Origin of the sequence: Acinetobacter sp. HA (assembly GCF_000264725.1) — a bacterium.
Taxonomy (GTDB): Bacteria; Pseudomonadota; Gammaproteobacteria; order Pseudomonadales; family Moraxellaceae; genus Acinetobacter; species Acinetobacter schindleri.
Genome location: NZ_AJXD01000097.1, coordinates 47,207 through 69,607, shown reverse-complemented (window position 1 = coordinate 69,607; position 22,401 = coordinate 47,207). Strand labels below are relative to the sequence as shown.

Below are 22,401 nucleotides of genomic sequence, written 5' to 3'. Positions count from 1 at the left end.
TGTCAGGCTTTTTTATATAGAGGTATTGTTGGGTGCAATCATCAACGCTTGATTGACATAGAGTTCAATCAATCGTTCACGAGAACCGACAGCTTTTTGATAGCTGGTTGAATTCAGTAACAGGGAAGCGCCATAGGTCACTGTCCAGATAAAAGACAGATAATCCCGGATCGACATGCTACTGTTATTGGCATCCAGATATTCACGAGTAAGGTCACGGATACTCAGAATCCGTTCTTCACGGACCTGATACAGTTCCTGAAACAGCTCTTTCAGGCCTTTTTCAGTATTGGTCAGGCGCTCCTCAATCATATGCAGCAAAATGGTTCGATTGGAATTGTGCAAATGATAAAGCATATATTCCGATACATAAGTCCGGAAGTCAGTATTAAAACGTTTGGAAATCTCTAGAAGACGTTGTTCATTTAAAATAATCAGTTCCAGATATAACTGGTTTTTGCTTTTAAAATGCTTGTAAATGGTCCCCTTGGCAATATCCATTTCACTGGCAAGCTCATTCAGGGTAATGTCTTCGTTATTATCCAGAAGCAGGTTCTCGGCCATGCTCAGAATTTTTTCTTACGCAGAAGAAAGTTCTGTTGTCTTACACTACTCATCTTATCTTTACTAACGTGTCGAAAAAGAACAATAACAGCCTAATTATTTTCAGATTAAATGAATATCAAACTATGGTCGTGCATGGTAATAAAATTGTCTGATAATTGATCATTTACTGGCCAAATTCATGAAAATAACCAGGATCTGGTGGCTAAACAGCAATTTAGAAGATAATTCTCATTGTTTTAGAACGTGACGGGGCAGCGATTTTAGCCGGGTAATTTTGACTCAGCTTCTTTAAATGCTTTGTCCAGTACATGACTATGAATAAAGCGCAGCTTGTTTTTCACCACTTCGGTAAGCGTAAACGGATAGGCATCTTCCAGTCCCATGCTACGATTCAGGGCGTTCAGGTTAAACGTTAAAGTGATCCAGTTATCCAGAATGTGTTCAATGTCTTTGCCGCCAATCGGGCATTCATTAAAGGACATGCTGGCCAAGGTTTTACCATTTCCATCAACACGCAGGCCACCATAAAAAGCGGTTTCCAGAGTGTCCATAATATGCAGATAATGCGCCCAGGTTTCGGCCCAATCTTCCCATGGGTGTGCCGTCGCATAGGTGCTGATATATTTTTCTTGCCAATTTTCTGGCGCACCTTCTTCATAATGGCGCTGCAACGCAGTGGCATAATGCTGACGTTCATCACCAAAATAAAGTCTAAATTCTTCAATTAGTTCTGGATGAAGATGCTGCATGATACTGAAATAAAAATGCCCACTTTCATGGCGGAAGTGACCTAAAAGAGTGCGATAATTTTCACCCATATCAATACGCGTGGTTTCCCGATACACCACATCTGCTTCAATGGCATTCATGGTGATCAGGCCATTGGCATGTCCGGTTAACACTGGCTTACCATCCATAGGCAATAAAAAGTGAAAACGCAGACCAAATACATCATCATCTGTACGTTTTGGACGCGGCATCATATTCATGCGCTGAGTAAGATATAAAAAGCGCCGTTTGGCCTCTTCAAGTCGCCGCCAGTAGGTAATAACGTCAGGATCATCCAGATTGGGAATAATATGGGTCAGCTGACAGGACTCGCAGTAATCCTCATCGCAATCGCCCGGAATCATCCAGTTACAGACCTGATAATGGGTATAGTTATAGCAAGGCTTATAGTGCGTGGCACGATATTCTGATTTCAGCGGAATCCATTCATCTTCACTGATTTTTTCAAAAGTGCACATGTCCTTTTCCGATGCGATATAACCAATCGGAGATTTGCAGTGATGGCATTCAGTTGAATAAAAAAAGATCTGATGCTCACATTTGGGACATTCAAAATATTTCATTTTCACTCCGTGAAAAGCGTGGAACCGCTAAGCCCGAGTAGTTTTACTTAAATCCAGTTGCTATCATTTCATTTAAATAAAACTAAATAATTCAGATACTTGAATCAAAATAACTAAACTCTTAACTCAGCTGGCTGCTCTTATATTTTAGCCGCAGTTGAAGATAGGTGAAATGTCATTCGTAATTTTTATGTAAGAAAATTGAATCCAATATCTTGGCACGATAAATGCTTTATTTTGATGCAATATTTTCTGTTTTTTGATCAATTGTTCCGCTTTGGAACGTGATGAATCAAATTGATGCATATAGGGCCAAGATGAAGATTTTTACCCAACGTTTGGAAGATGCCAGTCACTCTACTGATATTGAAAGCATTGAACTTAGCTTTGATACGCGTCAAAAAAGCCGTTTCCGCGCTACGCTAAAAAATGGCACCGATATTGGTGCAGACCTGCCACGTACCGGGATTTTACGTAGTGGTTCAGTCATCGCCACCGATCGTGGTGAATTGCTGCGTGTTAATGCCAAGCCAGAAACCTTGATGCAGGTCACCGCAGATCATGAATTTGATCTTTTGAAGGCAGCCTATCACCTGGGTAACCGTCATGTGCCGCTGATGCTGACACCAACGGCACTCTACTTTGAACCGGATCATGTGCTGGCTGAAATGGTCGAAGGTTTGGGTTTACATGTAGATACAGTACAACATCCGTTTGAACCAGAGAGCGGCGCTTATGCACAGCACCAGCATGATCACCGTTTAAGCCCAATCAAGTCACTGCATCATGTCGCACATTAAGGCTTCGCAACTACTCAGCCTGCTAACCCTGTCTTCGACGGCACTACCGGTCGGTGCTTACTGCTATTCACAAGGGGTTGAAAGCGCGATTGATACCGGCTTGATTCATGACGAAGCTTCCAGCATTGCCTACTTTAATGAAGTGTTGGAAATGCTATTGCTGCGGTTCGAACTGCCAATTTTAAAATGCTTAATGCAAAGCTATGACGATGAAATCATATTTCAACATTGGGCTGAAATTTACAGGGCAAGCCGTGAAAGTAAGGAATTACTGGCAGAATCCCAGCAGCTGGCATTTTCACTGAATGCCTGGATTCGCGATGTACTCAAGCGACCAGTAAAAGTCAAAAAACAGTATGGCTACGTTCCAGTCTATGCCCAGTTGTGTGGCGAATTGCATTTAGAAGTCGATGATGTTCTGACTGCTTATGCATTTGCTGTTCTGGAAAATCAGGTATTAGCTGCTGTGAAAACAGTGCCTTTGGGGCAAATGAGTGGCCAACGGATTCTCTGGCATCTGCATGGAAAAATTCCGGCACTTATCGAGCGTGCCATTAACCTGAGTGATGATGAGATGAATAGCGCTTTGCCGAATTACGCCATGCTGAGTATGCGCCATGAAAATCAATATTCCCGTTTATTTAGATCTTAAAAATTAAAGGAAAAATTATGTCAGAACGTAGTCCATTACGCGTTGGAATCGGTGGCCCAGTGGGTTCAGGTAAAACTGCTTTAACCCTGAATTTGTGTCAGGCCTTGCGAAATAAATACAACATGGCCGTGGTCACCAATGACATTTATACCAAGGAAGATTCGAACTTCCTGACCCGTAATGAAGCGATGTCGCCTGACCGTATTGTTGGTGTTGAAACTGGTGGCTGTCCACATACTGCGATTCGTGAAGATGCCTCGATTAACCTCGCTGCAATTGATGACCTGTGTGAAAAGTTTGATGGACTGGAGCTGATCATTATTGAAAGTGGTGGCGACAACTTAGCCGCGACATTTAGCCCAGAACTTTCAGACTTAACGCTTTATGTGATTGATGTTGCAGGTGGTGAAAAGATTCCACGTAAAGGTGGCCCGGGTATTACCAAATCGGACTTACTGATCATTAATAAAACCGACCTAGCACCGATGGTGGGTGCAAATCTGGATGTTATGGATCAAGACGCAAAACGTATGCGTGGCGAGAAACCATTTTTATTTTCCAACATGAAAACCAAAGATGGTCTTGAGCAAATTATTGAATTTATCGAAAAACAAGGTTTGTTTAAGGCATAGGTTAGTTAGTCAGGATAAGTGCACAACGAAATGAATAGCGTGGTAGAAGCAGAACACGGCTCAGCAGCAAAACTCTGGTTTGCACGTTTGCAACTGGGTTTTGAGGCAGATTGCAGTAATGGGCGAACCATTCTGCAGCATCGCAAGCATGAGGGTCCGGTTCGTGTGCAAAAAATGCTGTGGCCTGAAAAAACCGGAGTCTGTCATGCAATTATTGTACATCCACCTGCTGGAATTGCCGGAGGAGATCACCTGAGTTTCGATATGCGCGTCGGAGCAAATGCGCACGGACTGGTGACCACACCAGGTGCAGGTAAATGGTACAAGACCAATCTGAAACAGGCCTATCAGCATATTGATATTCGTGTGGAAGAAAAGGGGATTTTTGAATGGCTGCCGCAGGAAACCATGCTATTTGATGGTGCCAATGCACATGCGTCCACTACCATTCATTTAGATCAAACTGCCAGTTTTATTGGCTGGGATATGCTGGTAATTGGCCGTCAGGCAAGATACGAGCAGTTTGAGCAGGGCGGTTATCGCAGCCGTTTTCTACTGTATCGCGGTGCAAAGCTATTGGTTGCAGATCAGCTGAAATTCTCCGGACAGGATCGCTGGTTAAACTCCTGTCTGGGTATGAATGGACATGCTGTGATGGGTAGTCTATGGGCTGTACCGCCTGAAAAATATCGTGCAAGTTTTTATCTGGATGAGCACATCGACCTGATTCGTGAACTCATCATGCGTATGGATGTGCCGGTGACATTAACGCTACTCGATGATGTGCTGACGGCGCGTTATCTCGGAGATGATGTGCGCCAGTGTCATGATGCATTTGCTGCGATTCGTGCACGACTGCGTCGTTACTGGTTTGGATTAGATGAAGAGTTTCCGAGGATTTGGCGGACATAATCCCTCCTTGCGTAGCCGTGCTACTCACCCTTTGATAAAGGGAGGAGAAAAAGGGATTTAGGGAGATTAAAGAATCGTTTGACTGGTAAAAGAGAGGATCAATTATTTTACCTCTTCCTTGTGGTGTAGCAGTGCTACTCATCTCCTAAAAGAAGAAGGAAATCTACTTTCATTTTCCCTCCCTTTGGGAGGGAGTTAGATGGAGGGTCTATGACAATGAAGGTTCACCTCACCCTAAACCTCACTTGTACGTCGCTTTTAAAGCAATGCTTAAAAGCTCGTTCAGGAGAGGGAACACTGAATGAATTTGCACACATTTTGCATTAAAAATATTGAAGAAATAGGAAATAGACATGGAACTAAATCCGACTGAAAAAGACAAAATGCTGATTTTTACTGCAGGACTGGTGGCAGAGCGTCGTAAGGCACGCGGGCTAAAATTGAATTACCCGGAAGCCATTGCCTTTATTTCTGCTGCTTTACTGGAAGGTGCACGTGATGGAATGACGGTTAGCGAACTGATGCATTACGGCACGACTTTACTGACCCGTGATGATGTCATGGACGGTATTGCTGAAATGATTGCCGAAGTTCAGGTTGAAGCGACCTTTCCTGATGGCTCTAAGCTCGTCACTGTGCATCAACCGATTGTCTAGGAGCATCATATGATTCCAGGTGAAATTTTTACGCCAGATACTGATATTGAAATGAATGTGGGTAGACAAACTTTAAAGATGACCGTGGCTAATGCGGGTGATCGTCCGATTCAGGTGGGTTCACATTTTCATTTTGCCGAGGCCAATGATGCTTTGCAATTTGACCGCGAAAAAGCCCATGGCTATCGCTTAAATATTGCAGCAGGAACAGCCGTTCGATTTGAGCCTGGACAAAGCCGTGATATTGAATTGGTGGCTTTAGCCGGTAAGCGCGAAGTGTATGGCTTTGCAGGTCGGGTCATGGGCAAGTTGGACTAAAGGAATACTTATAAAATGAAAATGTCACGCCGTGCTTATGCGGAAATGTTTGGTCCAACGGTTGGCGATCGTGTCCGTTTAGCCGACACCGAACTGTTTATTGAAGTGGAACAAGACCTCACCACATACGGTGAAGAAGTTAAATTTGGTGGCGGTAAAGTCATTCGTGATGGAATGGGGCAATCTCAGCTTTTAGCCAATGACGTTGCTGATACTGTGATTACCAATGCGCTGATTGTCGATTGGTGGGGTATTGTCAAAGCAGATGTTGGTTTGAAAAATGGCCGCATCTGGAAAATTGGTAAAGCAGGCAACCCTGATATTCAGCCTGATATTACTATTCCATTGGGTGCTGCAACCGAAGTCATTGCAGGTGAGGGGCAGATTCTCACTGCTGGCGGTGTGGATACCCATATTCACTGGATTTGCCCGCAACAGGTGGAAACCGCTTTGATGTCAGGTGTGACCACCATGATTGGCGGTGGTACAGGACCTGCGGCAGGCACATCGGCAACCACCGTGACACCGGGGCCTTGGCATATCTCGACTATGCTACAAGCCATTGATGATTTACCGATGAATATTGGTTTACTCGGTAAAGGAAATTTAAGTCAGCCTGAGCCGATAGCCGAGCAAATTAAAGCGGGTGTGGTCGGTTTAAAACTGCATGAAGATTGGGGTTCAACACCTGCAGCTATTGATAACTGTTTAACCGTCGCAGATCAGTATGATGTACAGGTGGCGATTCATACAGACACACTAAATGAAAGCGGCTTTCTAGAAGAAACTTTGGCAGCATTTAAAAACCGTACTATTCATACTTACCATACCGAAGGCGCTGGTGGCGGACATGCGCCTGATATTTTAAAAGCTATTGGTCAGCCGAACGTATTGCCATCTTCGACCAACCCAACCCGTCCATATACCATCAATACGATTGATGAACATTTGGATATGTTGATGGTGTGCCATCATTTAGACCCTGCAATTTCTGAAGATGTGGCATTTGCGGAAAGTCGTATTCGCCGTGAAACTATTGCAGCGGAAGATATTTTGCAGGACTTGGGTGCAATTGCCATGATGTCATCAGACTCGCAAGCAATGGGGCGCGTTGGTGAAGTGGTGATTCGCACATGGCAAACCGCACATAAAATGAAAGTGCAGCGTGGACCTTTGGAGGGTGACAATGCCACACATGATAATAATCGTGTAAAGCGTTATATCGCCAAATATACGATTAACCCTGCCATTACCCATGGTTTAAGTCATGAAATTGGTTCGGTGGAAGTGGGTAAACTTGCCGATTTAATCTTGTGGAAACCTGCGTTTTTTGGGGTAAAACCATCCATGATTATTAAGGGTGGTATGATTGCAGCTGCGCCAATGGGCGATATTAATGCGTCTATTCCAACACCGCAGCCTGTGCATTATCGTCCAATGTTCGGTGCCAATGCTAGAGGCGTGCATAACACCTGCATTACCTTCTTGTCGCAAGTGGCTATCGAAGCAGGCGTCCATGAAAAACTCGGTTTGAAAAAGTTGATTAGTCCATGTAAAAGCACACGGGATATTCAGAAGAAAGATATGAAGCTGAATACTTACTGTCCTGTGATGGAAGTTGATCCTGAAATTTATGAAGTTCGTGCAGATGGTAAGTTATTGACGTGTGAGCCTGCGGAAGTATTGCCAATGGCGCAGAGGTATTTCTTGTTTTAAATGTTTTGTATCAAAGATTCTACTCATAATGATTAGAATCTTTGAGAAGAGGTAAAATTTTATGAATAGACAAATGTATAGAGTTATTTTAGTATTTGAATTATAAGAATTTAGATGAAAATTAAAGAAAAGTAGAACTCAGATGTCATTTAATTTTGAAAGTAAAAATTTTAAGAATCTTATGATGGAATTGTCAGCTATATCTGAAAAGGTAGAGCTAAATTCTGAAGAATATTCAGATACCGTCAAAATCCTTTCCCCTTATATTATTACTGCTGAACAAGTGCTTAATCCTAATATTGACTTAAGGAATTATGATCAACTGACTGAATATTCGAGAGCACAACCTGTTTCTGATTTTGTCAGACAAATTGTCGAGAAACTAAATAAATATAGAAGTTCTAAAGAAGATCGAGATTTAATTGAATTACTAAGTTTAGCTCTTAATCTATTCTATATTTATTTTTCAGAAATAAAATTTAGAATCGGCAGCTTTAACCCATCAATTTCTTTTCAAGTAGGTAGTTTATCCAGTTTCGTAAGTGAATATTTTTATGATCATGAAAAATATAAAAGATATATACAATATGCTGAACGAGATATCCCATTTGCACTAATTCAAGAAATTTATCTATCTAATGAAATACAAAACTTAAATGATTTAAATAAAAATATAAGTTCAATTACCTCTAAGGTTAATGAGTGGCAAAGTACACTGACAGAGCAAACTGCAGAGGTTGAAAAATGGCATAATTCTTTAAAGAGTTATAAAGATGCTTTTAACTTTGTCGGTATATTTGACGGATTTAATGAACTTCACAAGAAAAAAGTAAATGAATTATGGTGGGCTAGATGCGGGTTATTATCACTTGCAGCAAGTATTTTGATAGCTTTAGGTTATGAAATTAATAGTATTCGTGAAATTATAATTGAGAAAAACACAATAGATATAGTTTCTCTTATAGCATTGACTGTACCTTTTACTTTATTGGTATTTTTACTTCTATATTTTTTTAAAATTGTTTTGCAAACAATGCGTTCAATTCAATCACAGTTATTACAGCTTGATTTGCGATTAACTTTATGTCGATTTATTCAAGGTTATGCTGATTCAGCATCTGAATTAAAAAAGAAACATCCTGATGGATTTGATAAGTTTGAATCTATAATTTTTTCACCACTTGTTACTTCCGATGATAAAATTCCTCATACTTTTGAAGGTTTAGATCAATTGTCAAGTGTTGTAAATATCATTAAAAGCAAGGATGGCTAACGTTAAATATTAAACTGATTTTTTGGATATTAAAATTTTAGTTTAGTCCTGTTAACAAATTACAATCCAAACTTTCCGCTATCAACTTCAAACCCTTTTTTAATTAGTCATCTCATCTGCAAAGGCTTAAAATTATTTCACTTTTAACCTAACAGCAGATGAGACATGGCAATCAGTTGGATCTTCTTTACCTTAATGGCTGCATTCATGCAGGCATGGCGTAATGCATTTCAAAAACAACTGAGTTCGACTGTTGACGTCTGGGGTGTAACGCTTGCGCGTTTCTTGTTTGGTTTTCCACTTGCATTTATCTATATCCAACTGCTGTACCATTTTTACCCAGTCATAGAAGTAGTTCATTTTACTGCAAAGTATTGGATATATATTTTCATTGCAGGAGTGAGCCAAATTCTTGCCACTGTACTGATGGTGCAACTGTTTAAACAAAAAAATTATGCAATTGGTGTCGGACTTGCCAAGAGTGAAGCCATCTTAGCCGCGATTATTGGCGTGGCTTTTCTATCAGATCACTTATCGCTCTTAGCTTGGATTGGCGTACTCATTGGCGGTTATGCAGTATTTTTACTGAGTAAAGGTAATCAACTGAGTGGACTATCTGCTAAAACACTGATGATTGGGGTAGGTAGTGGGCTTTGTTTTGCTATTACTTCATTATTGGTTCGTGAAGCCAGTCTAGAATTAACTAATTTACCTGTATTACACCGTGCATCTTGGGTATTGATTTCAGTCATTGGCTTCCAATGCATCAGTATGCTCATTTACCTAAGCCTATTTAGCCGTAAAACACTCGTCGCTATGCGCGAACGTATGGGACTGACTATGAAAGTAGGCTTTTGTAGTTTCACAGCATCCCTTGGTTGGTTTACTGCCATGAGCATGATGAGTGTACCGGTGGTGAAAACCTTAGGGCAGATCGAGATTTTATTTAGTATGCTGATCTCGGCGTATTTCTTTAAAGATAAACTGGCCAAGGCTGAACATTGGGGACTGGTGCTGGTGGTGATTGCAGCAATCTTAGTGATTTGGGCTTAATTCTTATTTAATTTGATCCAGAAAAAAGCCACTGACTAACAGTGGCTTTTCTATTATTACAATGTGCTTTTAAGCTGCAATAAATTTTTGCACCGCCTGATTAAAGGCTTCAGGTTGTTCGATATTTGAAATATGCGATGCATTGATTTCAAATAGTTGGCTGTTGGCAATACGATCAACCATATACTGACCATCAGCTACAGTCGTTACAGGGTCTTGCTGACCTGCAACCACTAAGACAGGCACAGTAATGTCTTGCAGTTGTTCACGAACATCCGCTTTAGCCAAAGCTTCACAACAGCTTGCATAACCTTCCGGGCTGCCAGCCCCAAGGTCGTTTTGAAGGTTATTCACCACTGTTGCGTTGCTTTGAATAAAGGGTTCAGTAAACCAGCGTGATGCTGCAGTTGATGCAATCGGAGCCAAGCCTTGTTCACGAACCAGTGCAGCACGGTCATTCCAGGCCTGTTCCTGACCGATTTTTGCTGCGGTATTGCACACCACCACCTGATTAAAGCGTTCTGGGCGGTTAATCGCCAACCATTGACCGGTTAAGCCGCCCATTGAAATACCGCAGAAAGCTGCTTTTTCAATATTTAAATGATCAAGCAGATTCACCACATCTTGACCAAGTTGATCAATGCTATATGGGCCTTGTGGTGCAGATGAAGCACCGTGACCACGGGTGTCGTAGCAAATCACAAAGAAATCTTGCTGGAAAAAATCAATTTGTGGTTGCCACATTTTGAAGTTCGTACCCAGTGAATTTGAGAAAACCAGTGCAGGTTTTGCAGCATCACTAAAAGTCTGGTAATTAATTTGTGCATTATTTGATGTAAATGTTGGCATTTTTAAATCCTTAATCTTATAAATCCCCCTAAATCCCCCTGAGCAAGGCTTAAGCACTGCTTTAAGCTGAAGCGCAAGAAGGGGGACTTTGAATGAGGATTAAACACGTTCAATAATCAAAGCAATGCCTTGACCGACACCGATACACATTGAACACAGCGCATATTGACCACCGGTTTGTTCAAGCTGGTTCAGTGCAGTCGTCACCAGACGCGCGCCAGATGCACCAAGTGGATGACCCAAAGCAATCGCACCGCCATTTGGATTGACTTTCTCTGAACCATCTTCGATACCCAAGTTACGGGTACATGCCAGTGCTTGAGCAGCAAAAGCTTCATTCAGCTCGATCACATCCATCTGCTCTAAAGTCAGACCGGTTTGCGACAATAGTTTCTTGATGGCAGGTGCAGGACCAAAGCCCATGATGCGTGGTTCAACACCAACAACTGTTGAACCAATAATTTTGGCACGTGGTTTTAAGCCGTGTTGAGCAACCGCTTCATCAGATGCGATTAAAAGAGCAGCCGCACCATCGTTAATCCCTGAAGCATTACCTGCAGTCACCGTACCGTCTGCTTTCACCACTGGTTTCAGTTTTGCCAATGCCTCTGCTGTGGTTGAAGCACGTGGATGTTCATCAGTATCGACAACGATCGGATCGCCTTTACGCTGCGGAATCACCACAGGAATGATTTCATTTTTATAGAAACCTTTGGCCTGCGCTGCTGCGGTACGTTGCTGGCTGGTCAGGGCAAACTTGTCCTGATCTTCACGGTTGATGTTGAACTGTTCCGCCAGGTTTTCAGCGGTTTGTGGCATGGTTTCTACGCCGTACATTTCTTTTAGTTTCGGATTGATAAAACGCCAGCCCATGGTGGTGTCTTCAATCTTCTGGCTACGGCCATAAGCAGATTCAGATTTACCCATCACGAATGGAGCACGCGACATGCTTTCTACACCACCGGCAATAATCAGATTAGCTTCACCGGCTTTAATCGCCCGTGCTGCCATTGCGACTGCATCCATCGATGAACCACACAGGCGGTTCACGGTCGTTGCCGGCACCTGATAAGGCACACCTGCAAGCAGGGATGACATGCGACCGACGTTACGGTTATCTTCACCCGCCTGGTTGGCACAGCCATAGATCACGTCATCGACCTGTTCCCAGTTTACCGATGGATTGCGTTCCATCAAGGCTTTGATTGGTACAGCACCTAAATCATCTGCACGGACAGGCGCGAGGCCACCGGCATAACGGCCGAATGGAGTACGGATGGCATCGATAATATATGCGTTTTTCATTGTGTATTTGCTCACATATTTAAAAGAAGAAAACTCCTCCCTTTTTAAAGGGAGGTTGGGAGGGATTTAATGAAGTAATTTTATTCTTCAAAAAATCCTCCCTAAATCCCTCCTTTAATAAAGGAGGGACTTCCCCTTAAGTTGATTGAGTCGCATCAATCAGTTTGGCACCGGTCATAGACTGCAATTCTTCAAATGAAAGACCTTCAACCTTCTCAATCACTTTCATGCCTTCAGACGTGACATCAATCACACAAAGGTCGGTATAGATACGATCGACACATTTCAGGCCTGTAGCTGGATAGGAAAGCTCAGCCACAATTTTTGGCTCGCCTTTTTTGGTCACGTGATCTGTGGTGATAAAGACTTTTTTCGCACCCACAGCCAGATCCATTGCACCGCCGACTGCAGGAATTGCATCAGGAGCACCAGTATGCCAATTCGCCAGATCACCATTTTCAGCGACCTGGAAAGCACCTAGTACGGCGATGTCTAAGTGACCGCCACGCATCATTGCGAAAGAATCGCCGTGATGGAAGAAAGAACCGCCTTCAAGTAAAGTTACGAATTCTTTGCCGGCATTGATCAGCTCAGGATCGCGGTCTTCTTCAGCAGGAGGAGGACCGAAAGCCAGCAGGCCATTTTCAGAATGCAGAAAGACATCTTTATCGCTTGGCAGGTAGCTGGAAATTTTGGTTGGCAGGCCGATACCCAGGTTCACATAAGCACCATCAGGAATATCTTGTGCCACACGTTCAGCGATCTGGTCACGGGTCAGTTTGCTATAGCTCATTATTTATCTCCGATGCCAATTATTGTGCAGGTTTAACTTGAACAACGTGTTGAACAAAAATTCCCGGAGTGATGATGTGCTCTGGATCCAGTGCACCCAGTTCAACCACTTCAGAAACTTGAGCAATGGTCACATCTGCTGCCATTGCCATGATTGGGCCGAAGTTACGTGCAGATTTACGGTACACTAGATTGCCCCAACGGTCGCCCTGATGGGCCTTAATTAAAGCAAAGTCAGCTTTAATTGGATTTTCTAAAACGTAGTCTTTACCTTCATAGTTCATGGTCGGTTTGCCTTCAGCCAGCAAAGTACCAAAACCGGTAGGGGTATAGATTGGACCTAAGCCCATACCAGCCGCCTGAATACGGCAAGCCAGATTACCTTGCGGCACCAGTTCCAGTTCGATCTTGCCTGCACGATAGAGTTCGTCAAATACCCAGGAATCAGACTGACGCGGGAAAGAACAGATAATTTTACGCACAGCGCCCGCTTTAAGCAGTTTCGCCAGACCGTAATCGCCATTACCGGCATTATTGTTGACAATAATCAGGTTTTTAATACCCAATTCGATCAGACCATCAATCAGTTCAGCAGGCTGACCCGCTGTACCGAAACCACCGATCATAATGGTAGAACCGTCCTTGATCTGGGAGAGTGCTTCTTTCAATGATAATGAACTTTTATCTATCATAATCTGGTCCTTACATATCCTAAACTGATGGATGTCTTTAAACTCGTTTTGAATCTGATGCTGTAACCGGAACTGCGTTACGGTTTTTCTGTGACAGCAGAAAATGCGCTACCAGGCCAATGCAAATTCCCCAAAAGACTGAACTCAGTCCCAAGAAATGCATGCCGGAAGCAGTCGCTAAAAAGGTGATCAGCGCTGCATCACGTTGCGACTCTTTGCCCATGGCCACGGAAATGTTGGTGGCAATCGCACCCAGTAATGCCAGTCCTGCCAAAGCGGCAATTAATTCCTTAGGCATCAGGCTAAATAGCATGACAATGCTGCCGGCGAATAAACCGCCTAAAATGTAGAACAGACCATTGGCAATCCCGGCGATATAGCGCTTTTCTTTCAGTTCATGTGCGTCTTTGCCCATGCACAGCGCAGCGGTAATCGAGGCCAGTACAATGGTGATCCCGCCAACGCATGCTACCGCCAGCGAAGCGATACTGGTGGTGGTAATAATGGGTTTAGCTGGCGTGTCGTAGCCACTGAGCTTTAAAATGGCCATCCCCGGTAGAAACTGACCAGACAGGCTGACTAAAATCAGCGGTAAGGCCAGGTTAAGGGTCGAGTTCCAGGTCCATTCCGGCGCAATAAATTGCGGAATCGCCAGACTGAAATCTGCCGTGACCGGGTTAATCTTGCCCAGGAGCATGCTTAAAACCACACCAGCAACCAGCACCCAGACCATGGCATAGCGTGGACTGAAACGCTTGGCCAGTAAAAATACCGCCAGCATGCCAAAGACGATATAGGGCATGGTATCGGTCGCGGTAAACAACCCTAAACCAAACTGCAGTAAAATCCCCGCCATCATCCCGGCAGCCACTTCCTGAGGAATCCAGGACAGCAATTTGTCGAAATAACCGGTGATCCCAATGAAAAAAATCACCACAGCAGAGGTGATATAGGCAGCAACCGCTTCATTGAGCGAAATATCGGGAAACAGCGTGACTAATAAAGCCGTTCCGGGTGCCGACCAGGCGGTGACCACCGGAACTTTGAATTTAATTGAAAGGAAGATACCGGCAACGGCTGCGCCAATAGAAATGCCCCAAATCCATGAAATCATCATGGCATTGGACACTTGAGCCTGTTGGGCTGCCTGGAAGAAGATGATTAAAGGACCGGCATAGGAAATCAGTACAGCTAAAAATCCTGCAACTGTGGCTGATAGGGACCAGTCTTTTCTTAAGGTATCTAACAGGTGACTCATTATTTGCCTCCGTGCAAGTCTGGCAATGCTCCTGTAAAAAAAGATGATCAGGCTAACCCTGATCACCACCGCCGACAGGAACAACTGTACCTGTCACATATGACGCATCGTCAGATGCCAGGAATAAAATGGCATTGACTTGTTCTTGAATGGTGCCGTAACGGCCGAGGAAGGTACGATCAATGGTTTGATCAACCACTTCCTGCATCCATACCTGTTCTTGTTCAGACAATGGGGCCGTGTTACGTGGCACTTTACGTGGTGGCGCTTCAGTTCCACCGGTTGCCACGGCATTAACACGAATACCATCTTTCGCATGTGCAAAAGCCAGCGATTTGGTCAGGGCATTGATGCCGCCTTTAGAGGCTGAGTAAGGAATACGGTTAATACCACAGGTGGCAATAGATGAAACGTTTACAATGGTGCCTTTCTGGTTTTTCAGCATTTCCGGCAATACTGCGCGGCAGCACCACATGGTCGGGAACAATGAACGGTTCACTTCCTTGATAATTTCCTCTTCAGAAAATTCTTCGAAAGGTTTCATCCAGATCGCGCCACCGACGTTGTTGATCAGGACATCGACACGGCCATAGGTTTCTAGCGCTTTTTCAACGACTGATTGAGCACCGGCAAACGTTTCCAGATTGGCTTTGACCGTAATCGCATCACCGCCAGTCGCTTCAATTTCAGCCAGAACTTCTTCTACATAAGGGGAAAGGTCAGCCATGACGACTTGGGCGTCTTCGCTCGCCACTTGCAGCGCGACACCGCGACCGATGCCTTGCGCGGCACCGGTCACGATTACAACTTTATTTTCAAATCTTTGACGGTTAGACATTGAACAAATTCCCTCTATTAGTTGGCAGAGAATTTTTCAAACAGGAAGCTTGCAGGTTTAACGCCTTCAGCATCTAACCAGCCGCGAACCGCTTCTACCATTGGTACTGGACCACATAGGTAGATGTCTACGTCGCCGCTATTCAGCCATTCGTTTTCGATATGACCGGTCACATAGCCTTTACGCTCATGTGCCGATTCCGGGTTAGCAACCACTGTACGGTATTCGAACCATAAGAATTTTTCTTGTAGTTCATTCAGTTTTTCAATCGCTACCAAGTCGAAATCATTGGTCACACCAAATACTAAACGCACTGGATGTTCTGAACCTTTTTCTTCCAGCACTTGCAGCATCGACATGAATGGTGCAATACCTGTACCACCCGCCAGCATCAATACTGGACGGGTCACAGGGCGCAGGTAGAAGCTACCAAATGGACCAGTAAAGGTCATCTTGTCGCCAGCTTGGGCATTGGCACTCAAGAACTCACTCATTTTACCGTTCGGTACGTTACGTACCACAAAGCCGGTTAAACGGTTGCCTGGTTTAGAGCTGAATGAATAAGAACGGGTTTCAGTTGTACCTGGAATACCCACGTTCACATATTGACCAGCAAGGAAGTGAATGTCTGGTTGACCTTCATCTAACTGAATATCAAAGGTAATGGTCGAGTCAGACAGGTTTTCGACACGCGCCAAAGTACCCTGGAATGCGTGAATTTCAGTTTTACATACTTCCGAAGAAGCTTGGATCTGAAATACGGCGTCTGAGGTCGGTTTACATTGGCAAGCAAGAATGTAGCCTTCAGCTGCTTCTTCTGGGGTTAATGCATCTTCAATATAAGTTTCTTCAGGCATGTCAAATGAACCTGATTCACAAAACGCACGACACGTTCCACAAGCACCATCACGGCAGTCCAAAGGAATATTGATCTTTTGACGGTAAGCTGCATCAGACAGGGTCTCGCCTTGGGCAACAGAAATAAAACGTGTAACGCCATCTTCAAATTGAAGTGCAACATTGTGGTTTGACATGGCTGAATATCCTATATAAATCTTTGTAACTGGACCTTTCAGCCAATTTTCCATCTGGCTGAAAGGTTTTACCTGGCTGTAATAAAAACAGTCTTAAAGGTGATAGATGTCGATAACCTGATTGATGTAATCATTTTTCAGTACCACGTATTTGCTTAAAATTTGTGGTTTATCGCCTGAAAAATCGATTTCATAACGTGACATACCGAAGTAGCTGTAGCTGTTTTTGTAACGGAAACTCAAGGTATTCCAGTTAAAACGTACAGTGACCTTGTCGCCATCACGTTCAACAAGTTCAATATTGCTGATGTTATGGCTGGTACGGGTATCCGGCATGGTTGCAGATGAACGTTCAGTCTTGATACGGAACACACGGTCTTCTAAACCTTGACGGTCTGGATAGTAAATCAACGAGATTTCAGACTGTGGATCTGTAGTCAGTTTGTCGTCGTCATCCCAGGCTGGCATCCAGAAAGACGCAGTAGGGGCATAACACGTCAACCAGTCATCCCATTGTTCATCATCTAAAAAGCGGGCTTCCTGATACAGGAACTGCGCAATATTTTCTAAAGTGATGTCGCTCATGCGTTTTTCTCCTTCAGTAGATGCTGCAATTTCTTTTTCAGTCGCGATGCCTTTTTTGATCAGTTCTAGCCAGTACTGGTGCTGAGCCAGGTATAGGCCTTCATCTTCAGTTTTAATACCAGACAGTTTTGGTTTTAAACCAATTTCGTTGGCTGCATCGTCCGGGCCTTGGATCCAGTGCTTAGAACCACGGCACATGTCATTCCATTTCAGCGCGATACCTGCGTAACCTGCCTGACAAGCTCGGAATTCTTCAAGATCGTCTGGTGTCGCCATACCTGAAGCATTAAAGAAATCTTCATACTGACGGATACGACGAGTACGTGCTTCAGGCTCTTCGCCTACAGGCGCGATACAGTAAATCGTCACTTCAGTCTTATCGACAGAAATCGGGCGTAAGACACGGATTTGTGAACCGAACTGATCCATGAAGTAAACGTTTGGATAGATACACAAGTTACGTGAACGTTCGATCATCCACTTCGCCATAGCTTCGCCATATTGCGCAGTGTATTCATCTTTCTTGGCAAAGTTAGGACGGTCTTCCGGGTTAGCCCATTGCGTCCAAAGCAGCATATGACCGTGTTCAAAGCCGTAAGAACCACCGCCTTGCTTGCCCCATGAACCTGCGCTCATAGCACGGATGTTATCGCCAGCTTCTTTTTCTTTACGTTGCTGAGTCGTTGCAGCATAGTTCCAGTGTACTGCAGACACGTGATAACCATCGGCACCGTTTTCAGCAGTCAACTTCCAGTTACCTTCATAGGTATAAGTCGAAGAACCACGTAAAACTTCCAGGCCTTGCTCAGACTGACCCACGATCATGTCAATGATTTTGGTCGCTTCGCCCAGGTATTCTTCCAGAGAAGGAACATCCGGATTCAAGCTGCCGAACAGGAAACCTTTATAGTTTTCAAAACGGGCAACCTTTTTCAGGTCATGTGAACCGTCTTTGTTAAAGCAGTCTGAATAACCCGCTTCAGCCGGATCTTTGACTTTTAATAACTTACCTGAGTTATTAAATGTCCAGCCATGGAATGGGCAAGTATAAGTTGCTTTATTGCCTTTCTTGTTACGGCACAATTGTGCACCGCGATGCGAACAGGCATTGATCATGGCATTCAGTTCACCTTGACGGTTACGTGCAATGATGATCGGCTGACGACCAATATAGGTAGTATAGAAGTCGTTATTGTTTGGAATCTGGCTTTCATGTGCAAGATAAACCCAGTTGCCTTCAAAGATGTATTTCATCTCCAGGTCAAACAGAGCTTGGTCTGTGAATACAGACCGGTGAAGTTTAAATTCACCAGATTCAAAATCGTCAACTAGAAGCTCATCAATACGATCAAGATGACTGGTGTTAATTACAGGAATACGAGGCATGTCCGTTCTCCGACTTTCCAAGGAGGGGAAGTCATCGGGATGAATCTAATGATTACACCCCGAATCCATTTTGCATTAAGCGCTTGCGCGGCGACGATCAACTTCAGTAGAAGGTGCGTCTGCTTTTTCTTTCACAAGTTCAATATCAAATTGAATATGTTTGAAAGGACCTTTCAAACCACGTTTTGCAATTTCAGCTTCATCAGTTACATCAACCGCAGTTGCAACCAGGCCTTCACGAGTAGCGAATGCAAAGTCATCCCACAGGTACTGGTCGCCTTCGATGTTGAACTGAGTTGTCAGCTTGCGGTAACCCGGTGCAGAAACGAAGTAATGCACGTGTGATGGACGGTTACCGTGACGGCCTAATTTGTCCAGTACGAATTGAGTCGTGCCTTCTGGAGGACAGCCATAACCTACTGGCATAGTGGTTAAAGCCACATATTTACCATCCTGGTCGCTGAAAATAGAACGGCGTAGGTTAAAGTCAGACTGTGACTTGTCAAAGAATGAGTAGTTACCCAGACTGTTGGCATGCCAAACTTCAACTTTGGCACCTTCAATGATATTGCCGTCAGTATCTTTAACTGTACCTTCAATGATCAGTGTCGGAATTTTGCCTTCTTCAGAGCCATCATCCATACGGGCAAAGCCGACAGATTCAGGAGCACCCGCCACATATAACGGACCTTCAATCGTACGTGGCGTACCGCCAGTAATACCTGCTTTGGCATCTGCTTCATCAGCACGTAAGTCTAAGTAGTGTTCCAGACCCAAGCCTGCAGCCAGTAGGCCCAATTCATTAGCTTGACCGGCATCGGTAAAGTATTCCAGACCTTTCCACAGTTCTGACTGAGAAATATCAAGATCTTCGATCGCCTGGAAAAGGTCACCTAGCAGGCGCACAACGATTTGCTGGACACGCTCGTCTACAGGACCTGTGGCTGTATCCACGTTCATTTGTTTAACTAATGCATCAATTTGTTGACGGTTCATACTATTGCTCCTTAAGTATGTCTGTTTATTGGTGGCTGTTGTTTCAATCCTTATGGCTGAAACTTGGCTGCCACAGTCCTTTGTTAATTACCCTCTGAATACCCTCATCGGATGTGTTCAGATTTGACCGACCTGGCATGTTCCAGGTCTCGGTCATTGTGATCAGGTGTCATCTTCCCGGATTGAAGAAGGGTGGCGGTTTAGTGCCATGATTTCGATATCCATATATGGATACAGTGGTAAGCCCTGCAAAATGTTGTGCAGCTCTTCGTTACTTTCCACATCAAAAATACTGATGTTTGAATACTGGCCTGTGATGCGCCAGATATGGCGCCATTTACCTTGGCGCTGTAAATCCTGTGAATAGGCTTTTTCAACAGCCTTGATTTCGTTGGCTTTCTCGGCAGGCATATCCAGCGGGATATTTACATCCATACGTACATGAAACAGCATGTCTCACTCCTCAATCTAATTGCTTATTTACGGCGTAAATTGTCGATCTTGTCTTCATCCAGCTGAATGCCCAGACCGGCACCTTGCGGTAGATGCAGCTCAAAATTCTGATATTGCAGTGGTGTTTTCAGAATTTCTTCTGTCAGCAGTAGCGGGCCGAATAGTTCAGTACCATAGGCCAGATTCTCAAAGGTCGAGAACAGGTGAGCGGATGCAATTGTTCCTACTGAACCTTCCAGCATGGTGCCACCATACAGGTCAATCCCTGCAAGGTTAGCTACTGTTGCGACATCACGGCCTTCCAGCAAACCACCTGATTGCGCCACTTTAACTGCAAATACAGAAGCTGCATTAGTACGAGCCAGCTTATAGGCAGTGCTTGGCCCCATCAGTGATTCATCGGCCATAATGGCAATATCAAAGCGACGGGTCAGACGTTGCATGGCATCAATATTGTCAATAGCACAAGGCTGTTCAATCAGGTCAACGCCACCTTCCTGTAGTAGAGTAATGCCCTTAATCGCATCTAGCTCTGACCAGGCACGGTTCACATCGACACGAATAGAAACGTCATTGCCTAAGGCTTTTTTAATTGCCAGAACATGTTCAACATCTGCTTCTACTGGACGTGAACCGATTTTTAGCTTGAAGAAGTTATGGCGTTTTGCAGCCAGCATCTTTTGTGCTTCAGCAATGTCTTTTTCAGTATCCCCAGAAGCCAGTACCCAGAGGACCGGTACGCCATCACGTAAACGACCGCCTAGAAGTTCAGAAAGTGGTAAACCTAAACGCTGCGCCTGAATATCCAGCAGGGCAGTTTGAATGGCACATTTCGCAAAACGGTTGCCATTAATATTTTTTTTGATTGCTTGTAATGTCTGTGCAACATTTAAGCCTGATAATGTTTTTAAAAGCGGTACAAAATAAGTATCAATATTTACTTTGACACTTTCAGGGCTTTCATCACCATAACCTAAGCCACCGATAGTTGTTGCTTCACCCCAACCGATGTAACCATCTTCAGTGGTGATTTTGACCAATACCAGGGTCTGGGTTTGCATCGTCGCCACTGCCATCTTGTGAGGACGAATGGTTGGAATTTCTACCAGCAAGGTTTCAACTGACTTATACATAATACGGGTTCACATTCTTGCTTTAATGCTTTGACTTGATATACCTTAAAAGAATCATAAATGGCTGTCGAAGACCATTTTTGCATTTTATTATATTTAAAAGGTATGCACGTTATGGAGCTCAGACATTTAAGGTATTTTGTAGCAGTAGTTGAAGAGCAAAGTTTTACTAAAGCTGCAGAGAAACTTTTTATTGCCCAGCCCCCATTAAGCCGTCAGATTCAAAATCTTGAGGCAGAACTTGGTATTGCGTTATTTGAGCGTGGCAGTCGACCACTTAAAACCACTCAGGCTGGTTATTTTTTCTACCAGCATGCGGTAAAAATTCTGGCCAATGCTGAAGAAGTGAAGTCCATGACCAGGCGTATTGGTATGGTGGAACGCACGGTTACCATGGGTTTTGTTGGATCTCTGCTTTATGGATTGCTGTCGCGCATTGTCTACTTATATAGGCAGCAACAGCCACACCTGAAAATTGAACTGGTGGAAATGACCACCATGGAACAGGTTAAGGCACTGAAAGAAGGGCGTATAGATGTTGGCTTTGGGCGTTTACGTATTTCTGATCCGGCATTAAAGCGGGTACTGTTGCGTGAAGAACGTCTGGTACTCGGTGTACATTCCAGCCATCCTTTATCTTCCCATAATAAAGGGATATATCTTGCTGATATTGTTGATGAAAAATTATTTCTCTATCCTAACCATACCTCTCCAAGTTTCGCCACCCAGGTACAGGGATTATTTTCAGAATATAATCTGGAACCACAACATGTCCGAATTGTAAGGGAAATCCAGCTGGCGCTGGGACTGGTCGCAGCGGGTGAGGGTGTATGTATTGTACCGGAAAGTGCTCATTCGATTCAGTTAGCTCACCTTAACTATATCCCGATTCTGGACGAGAGCGCAGTCAGCCCGGTTTTTCTGACTATGCGCAATATGGACGAGAGTGAAGATATCATGTCCTTATTTGATTGTATTTACCAAGTGTATGATTTGGAAGCAATTAAATATGATAGAAACAGTTTTTAGACATGAATTTATCCCTGAATATACCGCGCCTTAGACTTAAGTTTAAGGCTTGGGCGGAATTTTCTCCTTACCCTCTAAAAAAAGTATGCAGTGATCTACGACTTTAGTGCAATCGGGAAA

Annotated in this window: 22 protein-coding genes and 2 pseudogenes; 10 read left to right on the top strand and 14 right to left on the bottom strand. The window is 43.9% G+C overall.

The genetic code is table 11. The features are described from left to right. Positions 1 to 12: 12 nt before the first annotated feature. Positions 13 to 617, bottom strand: a pseudogene (locus HADU_RS13935) (TetR/AcrR family transcriptional regulator). 210 nt (positions 618 to 827) lie between these two features. Then, on the bottom strand, positions 828 to 1,919 hold the full coding sequence (locus HADU_RS13930) for a putative zinc-binding metallopeptidase (RefSeq protein ID WP_008307362.1): 1,092 nt from the start codon (positions 1,917 to 1,919) through the stop codon (positions 828 to 830). Between the two features lie 317 nt (positions 1,920 to 2,236). On the opposite strand from HADU_RS13930, the gene ureE reads away from it, so the two are divergent. From ureE to HADU_RS13885, 9 genes are all read left to right on the top strand, one after another. Continuing rightward, complete coding sequence (gene ureE, locus HADU_RS13925; RefSeq protein WP_008307360.1) at positions 2,237 to 2,719, top strand: urease accessory protein UreE; 483 nt, start codon at positions 2,237 to 2,239, stop codon at positions 2,717 to 2,719. Next, positions 2,706 to 3,371 carry an urease accessory protein UreF gene (locus tag HADU_RS13920; protein ID WP_008307358.1) on the top strand — a complete coding sequence of 222 codons (666 nt, stop codon included), beginning with the start codon at positions 2,706 to 2,708 and terminating at the stop codon, positions 3,369 to 3,371. The genes ureE and HADU_RS13920 overlap by 14 nt, the downstream gene beginning before the upstream one ends. Before the next feature lie 17 nt (positions 3,372 to 3,388). Continuing rightward, positions 3,389 to 4,003 (top strand): urease accessory protein UreG, encoded by a 615-nt coding sequence (ureG, locus tag HADU_RS13915; protein ID WP_004809476.1) that lies wholly within the window; start codon positions 3,389 to 3,391, stop codon positions 4,001 to 4,003. Positions 4,004 to 4,033: 30 nt separating this feature from the next. After that, complete coding sequence (locus HADU_RS13910) at positions 4,034 to 4,915, top strand: urease accessory protein UreD (RefSeq protein ID WP_004809474.1); 882 nt, start codon at positions 4,034 to 4,036, stop codon at positions 4,913 to 4,915. 353 nt (positions 4,916 to 5,268) lie between these two features. After that, positions 5,269 to 5,571: an urease subunit gamma gene (gene ureA, locus HADU_RS13905; RefSeq protein WP_004809472.1), complete on the top strand. Its 303-nt coding sequence runs from the start codon at positions 5,269 to 5,271 to the stop codon at positions 5,569 to 5,571. 9 nt (positions 5,572 to 5,580) lie between these two features. After that, a complete protein-coding gene (locus HADU_RS15950; protein WP_004809471.1) occupies positions 5,581 to 5,889 on the top strand; it encodes an urease subunit beta in 309 nt (102 codons plus the stop codon). A gap of 15 nt (positions 5,890 to 5,904) precedes the next feature. Further along, positions 5,905 to 7,605: an urease subunit alpha gene (gene ureC / locus HADU_RS13895; RefSeq protein WP_004809469.1), complete on the top strand. Its 1,701-nt coding sequence runs from the start codon at positions 5,905 to 5,907 to the stop codon at positions 7,603 to 7,605. 184 nt (positions 7,606 to 7,789) lie between these two features. Beyond that, positions 7,790 to 8,878 (top strand): hypothetical protein, encoded by a 1,089-nt coding sequence (locus HADU_RS15945; protein ID WP_155756527.1) that lies wholly within the window; start codon positions 7,790 to 7,792, stop codon positions 8,876 to 8,878. A gap of 165 nt (positions 8,879 to 9,043) precedes the next feature. Further along, the gene (locus HADU_RS13885; protein WP_008307354.1) at positions 9,044 to 9,931 is read left to right on the top strand and encodes a DMT family transporter; all 888 of its coding nucleotides are present in this window, start codon (positions 9,044 to 9,046) and stop codon (positions 9,929 to 9,931) included. A 69-nt stretch (positions 9,932 to 10,000) separates the two neighbouring features. On the opposite strand, the gene pcaD is transcribed toward HADU_RS13885, so the two are convergent. From pcaD to HADU_RS13830, 12 genes and pseudogenes are all read right to left on the bottom strand, one after another. Further along, positions 10,001 to 10,780: a 3-oxoadipate enol-lactonase gene (gene pcaD / locus HADU_RS13880; protein WP_008307353.1), complete on the bottom strand. Its 780-nt coding sequence runs from the start codon at positions 10,778 to 10,780 to the stop codon at positions 10,001 to 10,003. Between the two features lie 99 nt (positions 10,781 to 10,879). Then, entirely contained in the window at positions 10,880 to 12,085 is a 1,206-nt protein-coding gene (gene pcaF / locus HADU_RS13875) for a 3-oxoadipyl-CoA thiolase (RefSeq protein ID WP_008307350.1), read from the bottom strand. A gap of 136 nt (positions 12,086 to 12,221) precedes the next feature. After that, positions 12,222 to 12,878, bottom strand: coding sequence for a 3-oxoacid CoA-transferase subunit B (locus HADU_RS13870; protein WP_008307348.1), 657 nt, complete (start codon positions 12,876 to 12,878; stop codon positions 12,222 to 12,224). A 19-nt stretch (positions 12,879 to 12,897) separates the two neighbouring features. Next, on the bottom strand, positions 12,898 to 13,569 hold the full coding sequence (locus tag HADU_RS13865; RefSeq protein WP_004894960.1) for a 3-oxoacid CoA-transferase subunit A: 672 nt from the start codon (positions 13,567 to 13,569) through the stop codon (positions 12,898 to 12,900). A 37-nt stretch (positions 13,570 to 13,606) separates the two neighbouring features. Further along, positions 13,607 to 14,827 carry a benzoate/H(+) symporter BenE gene (gene benE / locus HADU_RS13860; RefSeq protein ID WP_008307346.1) on the bottom strand — a complete coding sequence of 407 codons (1,221 nt, stop codon included), beginning with the start codon at positions 14,825 to 14,827 and terminating at the stop codon, positions 13,607 to 13,609. A 52-nt stretch (positions 14,828 to 14,879) separates the two neighbouring features. Beyond that, a complete protein-coding gene (gene benD, locus HADU_RS13855; protein ID WP_008307344.1) occupies positions 14,880 to 15,665 on the bottom strand; it encodes a benzoate diol dehydrogenase BenD in 786 nt (261 codons plus the stop codon). A gap of 17 nt (positions 15,666 to 15,682) precedes the next feature. Beyond that, positions 15,683 to 16,699, bottom strand: coding sequence for a benzoate 1,2-dioxygenase electron transfer component BenC (gene benC / locus HADU_RS13850; protein WP_008307342.1), 1,017 nt, complete (start codon positions 16,697 to 16,699; stop codon positions 15,683 to 15,685). 93 nt (positions 16,700 to 16,792) lie between these two features. Continuing rightward, the gene (gene benB / locus HADU_RS15695; RefSeq protein WP_004809446.1) at positions 16,793 to 17,284 is read right to left on the bottom strand and encodes a benzoate 1,2-dioxygenase small subunit; all 492 of its coding nucleotides are present in this window, start codon (positions 17,282 to 17,284) and stop codon (positions 16,793 to 16,795) included. 12 nt (positions 17,285 to 17,296) lie between these two features. Further along, positions 17,297 to 18,670, bottom strand: a pseudogene (benA, locus tag HADU_RS13845) (benzoate 1,2-dioxygenase large subunit); the annotation flags it as partial. Positions 18,671 to 18,745: 75 nt separating this feature from the next. Further along, positions 18,746 to 19,666, bottom strand: coding sequence for a catechol 1,2-dioxygenase (gene catA, locus HADU_RS13840; RefSeq protein ID WP_004894948.1), 921 nt, complete (start codon positions 19,664 to 19,666; stop codon positions 18,746 to 18,748). Between the two features lie 162 nt (positions 19,667 to 19,828). Then, on the bottom strand, positions 19,829 to 20,119 hold the full coding sequence (gene catC / locus HADU_RS13835; protein WP_004809440.1) for a muconolactone Delta-isomerase: 291 nt from the start codon (positions 20,117 to 20,119) through the stop codon (positions 19,829 to 19,831). A gap of 23 nt (positions 20,120 to 20,142) precedes the next feature. Then, the gene (locus tag HADU_RS13830; RefSeq protein WP_005222227.1) at positions 20,143 to 21,252 is read right to left on the bottom strand and encodes a muconate/chloromuconate family cycloisomerase; all 1,110 of its coding nucleotides are present in this window, start codon (positions 21,250 to 21,252) and stop codon (positions 20,143 to 20,145) included. A 114-nt stretch (positions 21,253 to 21,366) separates the two neighbouring features. Here HADU_RS13830 and HADU_RS13825 point away from each other — a divergent pair, with 114 nt between their 5' ends. Then, complete coding sequence (locus tag HADU_RS13825; protein ID WP_005222226.1) at positions 21,367 to 22,281, top strand: LysR family transcriptional regulator; 915 nt, start codon at positions 21,367 to 21,369, stop codon at positions 22,279 to 22,281. Positions 22,282 to 22,401: the final 120 nt, after the last annotated feature.

Bases quoted from the DNA above. Each gene is read 5' to 3' on its own strand.
- HADU_RS13930 (WP_008307362.1), bottom strand. From the start codon at position 1,919: ATGAAATATTTTGAATGTCCCAAATGTGAGCATCAGATCTTTTTTTAT.
- ureE (WP_008307360.1), top strand. From the start codon at position 2,237: ATGAAGATTTTTACCCAACGTTTGGAAGATGCCAGTCACTCTACTGAT.
- HADU_RS13920 (WP_008307358.1), top strand. From the start codon at position 2,706: ATGTCGCACATTAAGGCTTCGCAACTACTCAGCCTGCTAACCCTGTCT.
- ureG (WP_004809476.1), top strand. From the start codon at position 3,389: ATGTCAGAACGTAGTCCATTACGCGTTGGAATCGGTGGCCCAGTGGGT.
- HADU_RS13910 (WP_004809474.1), top strand. From the start codon at position 4,034: ATGAATAGCGTGGTAGAAGCAGAACACGGCTCAGCAGCAAAACTCTGG.
- ureA (WP_004809472.1), top strand. From the start codon at position 5,269: ATGGAACTAAATCCGACTGAAAAAGACAAAATGCTGATTTTTACTGCA.
- HADU_RS15950 (WP_004809471.1), top strand. From the start codon at position 5,581: ATGATTCCAGGTGAAATTTTTACGCCAGATACTGATATTGAAATGAAT.
- ureC (WP_004809469.1), top strand. From the start codon at position 5,905: ATGAAAATGTCACGCCGTGCTTATGCGGAAATGTTTGGTCCAACGGTT.
- HADU_RS15945 (WP_155756527.1), top strand. From the start codon at position 7,790: ATGGAATTGTCAGCTATATCTGAAAAGGTAGAGCTAAATTCTGAAGAA.
- HADU_RS13885 (WP_008307354.1), top strand. From the start codon at position 9,044: ATGGCAATCAGTTGGATCTTCTTTACCTTAATGGCTGCATTCATGCAG.
- pcaD (WP_008307353.1), bottom strand. From the start codon at position 10,780: ATGCCAACATTTACATCAAATAATGCACAAATTAATTACCAGACTTTT.
- pcaF (WP_008307350.1), bottom strand. From the start codon at position 12,085: ATGAAAAACGCATATATTATCGATGCCATCCGTACTCCATTCGGCCGT.
- HADU_RS13870 (WP_008307348.1), bottom strand. From the start codon at position 12,878: ATGAGCTATAGCAAACTGACCCGTGACCAGATCGCTGAACGTGTGGCA.
- HADU_RS13865 (WP_004894960.1), bottom strand. From the start codon at position 13,569: ATGATAGATAAAAGTTCATTATCATTGAAAGAAGCACTCTCCCAGATC.
- benE (WP_008307346.1), bottom strand. From the start codon at position 14,827: ATGAGTCACCTGTTAGATACCTTAAGAAAAGACTGGTCCCTATCAGCC.
- benD (WP_008307344.1), bottom strand. From the start codon at position 15,665: ATGTCTAACCGTCAAAGATTTGAAAATAAAGTTGTAATCGTGACCGGT.
- benC (WP_008307342.1), bottom strand. From the start codon at position 16,699: ATGTCAAACCACAATGTTGCACTTCAATTTGAAGATGGCGTTACACGT.
- benB (WP_004809446.1), bottom strand. From the start codon at position 17,284: ATGAGCGACATCACTTTAGAAAATATTGCGCAGTTCCTGTATCAGGAA.
- catA (WP_004894948.1), bottom strand. From the start codon at position 19,666: ATGAACCGTCAACAAATTGATGCATTAGTTAAACAAATGAACGTGGAT.
- catC (WP_004809440.1), bottom strand. From the start codon at position 20,119: ATGCTGTTTCATGTACGTATGGATGTAAATATCCCGCTGGATATGCCT.
- HADU_RS13830 (WP_005222227.1), bottom strand. From the start codon at position 21,252: ATGTATAAGTCAGTTGAAACCTTGCTGGTAGAAATTCCAACCATTCGT.
- HADU_RS13825 (WP_005222226.1), top strand. From the start codon at position 21,367: ATGGAGCTCAGACATTTAAGGTATTTTGTAGCAGTAGTTGAAGAGCAA.